A 7,773-nucleotide genomic window follows, 5' to 3' on the forward strand; every position below is an offset into this window, starting at 1 on the left:
ATCAACCGTGCCTCTTCAGCTGCAGTTAGCGACAACAGTGTGGTATTGAAGGAAGATTATGTAGCAACAAGCTTAGTGGGCGGAAAGAAAACCAAGAAAGAAGTTTCTGTTACCAATACTGGGGATGAAAGTGTCTTTGTCCGGGTTTCGTATGAAGAAGTGCTGAAGCACCTGACTAATAAAGGGGCAACTAAGTACGATTCATTTACCGATAATCCAAATGCTCGCTATGAAGCAGATAGAACGACTCTTAATACAGATGCACCCGTTAATTTTGATATGGCACAAGCGCTAGCAGATGGATTTGAGCAAGTGCCAGAGGCACAAGTTACTGGTTTAGATGCGACAGATGATGCCAACGTGTATCTGTATGTAAAAGGAACTCGAACAAAAGATCCTTACGACACTTATAACCATAATTTGGAATATCGTCTTGTCTATGCATATGATGAAACTCAAGGTAAAGAAAAATACCAAGCAATGTCATGTTCCGCAAATCCAACCGACTTTGCGACTAGTACAAGTGATGACGCAAAAGATTGGAACTACACTCTATCTGATGTGAAGTATGGATACTACGAAGGCGGCTATACACACGCTGTAGTTAACTGGGCGAAATCAAGTGTGGCACCTCAAGGTGAATCCACGGTTACAGACCGCGCATTGATCGGTACTAAGGGAAGCCGCTATGGAACGAACTATAACTACACAGCAACAGACGAAGGTTTTGGTACAAGCTTTGACCTTTCTGCGACTGGGGTTCCTGTGAAACCAGCAACGCATGGAGATCAAGTGCCAGTTGCTAGTGGTATGCAATACGATGTACAAGCAGATTTAGCAGGATTAGGTCAAAAGGCAATTGCGATTGAATACGGGTCATCCATGGCTACAACGACTTCTTTAGTTGCAAACAAATGGGTTTACAATTCAGATGATGGTTGGTTCTATTTCACTTCGCCATTAACTTCTGGTCAAACGACTGACTTGTTAATGAAGAACTTAGTCTTCAAAAATGAAATGGGTAAAGAATACAGCAACGCAACGTACGATCTAGGTATCAAAATGGAAGCTATCGCAGCCAACAATGAAGCATTAACGGATACTGCTGGTTGGGGCATGAATACAAGCCAAACCAATACTGGCTTGATCCATACCTTCTTAACAACACCTTAATGCAATGAAAAATGAATGCCATGATAAGGGAGGAGGACACAAGGTTGAAAAAAATAGCTGCTGTTCTCAGTAGCCTCCTGCTTCTGTTACTTTGTTTTGGCGGTTCATTGTCTGCACATGCGGTAGAAGCACTTCCTCCCGGCATGGTCATTGGTGATTCGGATGGCGTGTATGCATCATCAGATGGTGAGTATTATATTGATCTGGTGGATATTAAACCAGGAGATGTCTACGAAAAAGAAATTACGATTCGCAGCTTGGATCTGGAAGAGCCGTTCTCGTTAGGGTTATTGGCGGAAGAAGTCTCTTCCACGGGATCGATCAACTGGGCGGATCATATTTTCTTGAGGTTGTCTTTGGATGGCGAAGAAATTTACGATGGGTTGTTACTAGGTGACGGGACGTTTGATTGGTCGAAGACTCCTTTTGAGTTAGGGGTCTGTAAGTACGGAACCGATAAGATTCTTACGGCGACTTTTACGATAGATCCTGCAGTAAGTGATGAAGATCTGCGGGAACGAAGTGTGTTGGAATTTTACTGGACCTTTGTGGGAACCAGAGATCAACCAACCAAACCTTCTGATTCAAGTGAGCCGCCAGAACCATCTGAGTCCTCTGAATCATCCGATTCTTCTACGCCGACCACTTCTTCCGATTCGTCGGGATCAGGTCGGGGTGCATTGCCTGGAACTGGAGGTACACCACCTCGTGCCTCCGGCTCAGGCAAGCTTTTACCACAAACGGGTGAAGAGATCGTATACATGTTTCTTACCGGATTGTTGTTAATCTTGATTGCGCTGTTCTTATGGAAGCGACCACGAGAGGAGGAGCAGGAATGAATCAAAAGGAGAAAGGCCGCCATTTGTTTCGGGTGTTTGTCAAAAGCAAGCTGCTCTTTGCCTGCTTCTCGCTTGTGTTAAGTCTGTTATTGGTTCTTGGCAGCACCTATGCCTGGGTAACTAAAGCCGATGAACGTGTGAATCGGTCACCGAAGAATAAGGCGATCGTATCGGCTAGAATCGAAGAAGATTTCAATGCTGTAGCACCACGCTGGGCGCCGGGAACGAAGCGGCCCAAAGCGGTTCGTGTGAAAAATGACGGTACGACCAAAGCCATTGTCCGATTGTCCTTCAAAGAGTTCTTTGTGGGCTTTGACGTCGATACCGCCGATAATCATCGGTTAGATGACACCATTGTTAATGGTAACGGCAACTTAGCTGTTCATGAACTGGATGGGACGACGGATACGTTGATCAAAGTTGATGATATCAGTACCTGGGAAGTCGGAAATAAGTATCAAGAAGATGCGACCACCTTTTATTTAGCAGATACCGTGCTGAAGAATGAGACGTACAAGTACAGTGACAGGCCTGCCAATGTGTTGGCTTCTTTTCAATTAGATTTCCATCCGACTAAGTTCTTTGATCAGGTGCCGGCAAACGAAACCAACTATTGGTTTTACCATAACGGCTACTTTTATTATTCTGAGATTCTGGAGCCTAATGAGGTCACGGAAGATTTGTTAAAGAGCGTCACGCTAAGTCCTGCTTATGCCAACGAGTACAAAGGAGCGCTGTATAAGTTGGTACCGGAAATGGATGCCCATGATATTTCTGAATCGGTCTTAACTGACTGGGGCATAAAAGGAACGGATGTCGAGAAACTGTATAAGGATAAGCTTCACTACATGAACAAGACGAATGAAGGAGGCACAGGATGAAGCAGCGAAAAAGACGGTCTCATAGCCCAATCTATTTAGCCATGATTCTTGGCTGCCTCCTTCTTTTAATTGGTGGAGGTTATCTGGTTTATGCGGCGATGACGGATCAAGATCGGAAAGAAAATGACTTTCAGATTGGACAAGTGGAGACTAAGATCGATGAAGTGTTTGATGGACCATTGGATTCTATCGAAAAAAATACCTCTGTTACCAAAAAAGTTTGGATTGAAAACACAGGAACTATTAAGCAGTTTGTCCGAGTGATGGTCTTGCCAGAAGTGCGTAAAGGTATTGCAGGAGACGAACCAAACGAACAAGTATTACCGTTAAAAATAGGAGCGGATATTGTACTAGAAGAAATGGTGACAACTGATTGGATCGATGGTGGTGATGGGTATTACTACTATATAAAAGCTATCGAACCAGGTAAAAAGACTAGCTATCTATTTGAAACTGTGAAGCTTTCAGACCAGCTGGCTGATCGGTATCTACAAGCCAAGCTATCTATCACGTTAAAAGTAGAAACGATTAATTGTGCAAAGTTTGCCTATCGCGATGCTTGGTGGCAAGGAAATACACCACAAACAGGATCACCATTAAAAGCTGTAGATGATGCACTACAACCAAAAACAGAAAAAGAAGACTAGGGATACAGATTCCCCACTGTATCTCTTACTAACGAAAAGCAACACTCATGAGGTGAGTGTTTTATCGAGTGAAACATTGATTTGATAAGTGTTGAAAGAAGGGGTAGAAAGATGAAGAAGAAAAAAACAATTCAAAAACGATCTGCAAAATATAAATGGCAAAAGTGGTTAGGGTTAGTTTGTGTGTTGGGGCTAGTTTTAATAAGTGTTGTTCTTGCGCTAAAAACAGTTGAAGAGAAGAAAGAAGTTTCAGCTCATCCGACGAATCCGATTTCGATTGGTAGTGGAAGTAAGTTGTTTGAAGTGCCAATAGATGGTGGAGAGCATCTGGAATATTCCAGTAGTTATAGTGGGTATCGACAATTGAATATGAATATTCCGTCTTTAGGGAAGCGGTTATCTGAGACTGAAACGGCGAAAACAAAATTATTTAGTAGTAGCATACGTAATTATATTGATACTAGCTACTTAACAAGCTATGGGAATGTTATTTCAATGCAAATTTTTTCTACAAGCCCTGTTGGAGAAGGTTATAATATGATTGATCAAACGAAAATTATTTTACAGTCTCGTACGGGTGAGGTTTTAGATACGGAATGGGTCTTTGCAACTCCTAATCCTATTACTCAACCTAGTGGGAATGAAAGAGTTTTCTACAACAATTTTTTTCAAAAAAGTGGAACTGAATTTATGGTGATGCATGCTACGATGTTTAATCGCATTAACACTACGACTTTTATTGATGAGGGAAATCATTTATCCATATCAACTTCTGATAATAATCGTGTTGTTAGTACAAATGGTATTAATCTAAAAAATCAATCTATTCAATTGGGTTTTATTAGTAATGCGGGTACTAATATTAGTACTTCAGTGATATATCCAATCTCAACTGATAAAGCAAGTTATGTATGTGTTGAGCACAGTAACGGACAAAGATTAGGTGCTATTGAGTTTGAAGCTTCTCCTAAAGTACAGACTTATGTACATGGCGAAGGGGGCTCTAATTTTGCTTCGATTTTTACTAATATGTATCCTTTAGATGATAATACATATATAGGTATTGAATCGATGGCAACTAACAGTACTGGATGGGTTCATTGGCTTTGTAAGTGGGTGGTAGATCCGGTAACAAAAAAAGCAAGTCGAACAGAAATAGGTGAATATTCTGCTCGTGATGTAGAATTTGTTCGAAACATTTCCGATAAAAACAGAATTTTTATTCAGGTGAAAGGAGATACAAAAGTAGATTTAATAAGATTAGACGTAAGTTCGTTAACGACTCAATTGTGTAATACCTTTCCTAAAGAAACTGCTTTGAATTTTTCGAAGCAAGGCACGGGCTATTTCTATGCGGGTCAAATCAACCATATTGAGGGAGAATTTAAAAATATTGGTACTCAACCCGGATTTTACAGTGGATATATGGATAGTAATTTCAAATTGAAAAGCTCATCATTTATTCAATTAGATTTCCATGAGAATTCGACTAAAATAGAGTTTAAAAGTTTTATTGGAGATGATGACTTATTTATAATATCAGGTGCTTTTGAGACAAGTGAGAGAAACTTTATTGATGAAGTTAAATATGACAATTATCCTGATGATAAACCACCTAGTAGTAGTTGGTCAGATAAACAGTGGCTTGAGCAAAAGTTATCTTCTAGAAAGGGGAATAGCTTCGTGTCTATTCTGAAGAAAACTGAGGATTGGACACCATTAATTAAAGCACCTAGTACTTTCACTGTGAATAGCAATGATCCTGCTGTAAAAGATACAGATGTATTAGATAGGTGGTTATTAACTGGTTCAAAAACTGGAGCTATGACTGATAGTGCTGCCGTTCAAGTTTACGATACAACTGACATTGATAAAGGGCTATATATTTATGGAATAGACTGGTTAAGGGAACGGATTAACAGAAATCCAAAAAGCTTAGTGTATGAGACTGATTCAAATGACAATATTATTTTAAAGTCTGCCGACCCGATTGATTGGAAGAGTCTAGGATTCGATCTCAGTAAAGCAGGGCCGCAATTAGTCACCTATTTTGTTACAGATAGTCAGAATCAAACGTCTAGTACATCCACCTATGTGAATAATCTTTTGGGAAGTACTGTTAAGGATGAAAATGACAAATTTGCAATAGATGCTCAAAACTTCCATATTCCATTAGCAGGTATTGATTCAGCAATCCCTAACGTCGATAAATTCAAAGAACTTTCCAAGACATTGGCATGGAGTCTGACAAACAATGCATCGACTTCTGGTGATCACGGTAATGGTGTAGATGAAAATGGAGCGAGTAAAGACGCTAGTTCAGTACAAAATAAACTGTCTGGTAAGGTTAAAGTTGATGAGACCCAGCTAAAAGCACTTCAAGAAGCAAAAGTCGCAAAACCTTATCCGGTGGATGTTACCTATAAACCAGATGGCAGTCCCGAGATTGTTAATCGAGTCTGGGTATTTGTTACTACTGATAATACTGTTCCAAATACTGAAACCAATGTAACTCCAGCAGATACTAAAGGTGTGGTCATTTATGCCGATGATTATACGATTCCTTATCGCTCAAGATTGTCACATGATGTAGATGATGTTGTCACTAATGGAAACGCCAAAGCATACAACTATTATGCAAAAGATCGAACGACTGAATTGGCACCTTTGCCTGATTCTGCGAGCGGACAAAGTAATTGGGATATTACTGATTTGAATGTTCTCCATGATCCATTTTCAGGTGGGGCAGTGACGTTGCCGACTACCGTTAAGCCAGAACTTAACTATAAGTGGAGCGGCGCAACTGATTCCTATCATACGCAAGGTGATGTGACGAAGGCCACTTTGGATGTGACTTTGACTGGTGATGTTTTGTTGAATGTTCGTCAAGTGGTTCAAGGAACCAATGATCAGCTGAAAGAATTCGTGGTGCCAACTGAAGGGTATCTGTCGATTCAGAATACGTTGAATAATAATGGTACTCCAAGCCTTGATCCTGATTACCAGTCACAAGTGACGGTTGCTTCTGGGAAGAAAGCTGATGATCCAGACTTTACTGCTTTTGGTGTAGATATTGAGCATTTGGATGAGGATGCAGATCTGGTGGATCTGTCAGCCATTCTTCCATCTTTCTACAAGTGTGTTGGCTATTCCATCTCCAATGATAAAGCTAGCCATCCGAGTGATCCGACTTCAACGGATATGAAGGTTTCACTGTCACGTGGAGACATTCATGATCAAGGTGAATACTGGATCACCATCTACCTGGAACCGAATGGCACCAATGATGGTTATCCTCAACCATACAGTTGGGACTATAAACACAATGATTTAGGGAAGATTGTTAACCCGTAGAAAGGAAGGAATGATTGGTGGTCTATCTTTTATTACTCGTGCTGGGACTAGTGCTGCTAGTTCAGAGTTATCTCTTATTTAATCTGATTCGTTCGCAACAAGAATTAGAACGAAAAGTAGCACATCTATCTAGAATGATCAGAAAACCTGGCGCGAGAAAAGCACCACCAAGACCCAAGAATAAAGGGGAATTTAATGAAGAGAGAGGCCGAAGGCGATGAATCTGGGGTATGCAAGAGGGTATCAGTTCACCCAACAATTGGATTTATTAGAAGACTACTTTGTGGATGAGGTCTTTTCCGATGGTCACGAAGAAGCTGAGGCCTTGTTTTCACCCATGAGTGAGTTTCAAGCACTGTTGGATTTTTCTAAAGAAGGAGATACGTTGGTGATTGCTTCTTTGGAAGTTTTCTCGCGAGATTATCGGCAGCTGCTGGCTTGCTTGGATCAGTTGGAACAACGGAAGATTGAGTTGGATGTATTGAACATGCCGCAGATGACTTTAGAAGAATGGCGTCAGATCTTTAAGTGGTCGGTGCGCAATGATCGGCTGCTGCATCCTTATTTGGTACAAGTGGGGAAAGAACGGAACAGGAGTAAGTCGGCCTATTCTTTATTCAGTAAAGAACCAGAAGCTCGTAAGTTGTATCGGGAGATTATATGGTTGTTAGTTGAGAAGCTTTCGGTGCGGCAGATTGCTCAACGAAAGCGAGTACCGATCGAAACAGTTTATCGTATCCAGCAGGAACTCAGGCAGGTGCAGCTGGCAATTATTCTAGTCATCTGTTTCCTGTTGGCAATCTTTAGTATTAAGCTAGTCGAGTCGTATTTCGATCAAGTGTGGATACAAGTGGTCATTTGTATTGTCGTCACATTAAT

General features: G+C 41.0%; 6 protein-coding genes. All 6 read left to right on the forward strand.

What is annotated here, in order from left to right:
• Positions 1-1,173 (forward strand): hypothetical protein (locus JZO70_RS22195; RefSeq protein WP_207675885.1); only part of this gene is annotated, 1,173 nt, incomplete at its 5' end.
• Positions 1,174-1,193: 20 nt separating this feature from the next.
• Positions 1,194-2,012: an LPXTG cell wall anchor domain-containing protein gene (locus tag JZO70_RS22200; protein ID WP_207675886.1), complete on the forward strand. Its 819-nt coding sequence runs from the start codon at positions 1,194-1,196 to the stop codon at positions 2,010-2,012.
• The gene (locus tag JZO70_RS22205; protein ID WP_207675887.1) at positions 2,009-2,893 is read left to right on the forward strand and encodes a BsaA family SipW-dependent biofilm matrix protein; all 885 of its coding nucleotides are present in this window, start codon (positions 2,009-2,011) and stop codon (positions 2,891-2,893) included. Before JZO70_RS22200 ends, JZO70_RS22205 begins: the two co-directional genes overlap by 4 nt.
• On the forward strand, positions 2,890-3,540 hold the full coding sequence (locus tag JZO70_RS22210) for a hypothetical protein (RefSeq protein ID WP_207675888.1): 651 nt from the start codon (positions 2,890-2,892) through the stop codon (positions 3,538-3,540). The genes JZO70_RS22205 and JZO70_RS22210 overlap by 4 nt, the downstream gene beginning before the upstream one ends.
• Before the next feature lie 111 nt (positions 3,541-3,651).
• Positions 3,652-6,894: a hypothetical protein gene (locus JZO70_RS22215; protein WP_207675889.1), complete on the forward strand. Its 3,243-nt coding sequence runs from the start codon at positions 3,652-3,654 to the stop codon at positions 6,892-6,894.
• A 217-nt stretch (positions 6,895-7,111) separates the two neighbouring features.
• Positions 7,112-7,773 (forward strand): recombinase family protein (locus JZO70_RS22220; protein WP_207675890.1); only part of this gene is annotated, 662 nt, incomplete at its 3' end.

It is taken from the genome of Candidatus Enterococcus moelleringii (genome assembly GCF_017377575.1).
In the GTDB taxonomy this organism is placed as follows: domain Bacteria; phylum Bacillota; class Bacilli; order Lactobacillales; family Enterococcaceae; genus Enterococcus_A; species Enterococcus_A moelleringii.

What these genes read in the sequence shown, in the direction of transcription:
- JZO70_RS22200 (WP_207675886.1), top strand. Translation starts at nt 1,194, where the DNA reads ATGATAAGGGAGGAGGACACAAGGTTGAAAAAAATAGCTGCTGTTCTC.
- JZO70_RS22205 (WP_207675887.1), top strand. Translation starts at nt 2,009, where the DNA reads ATGAATCAAAAGGAGAAAGGCCGCCATTTGTTTCGGGTGTTTGTCAAA.
- JZO70_RS22210 (WP_207675888.1), top strand. Translation starts at nt 2,890, where the DNA reads ATGAAGCAGCGAAAAAGACGGTCTCATAGCCCAATCTATTTAGCCATG.
- JZO70_RS22215 (WP_207675889.1), top strand. Translation starts at nt 3,652, where the DNA reads ATGAAGAAGAAAAAAACAATTCAAAAACGATCTGCAAAATATAAATGG.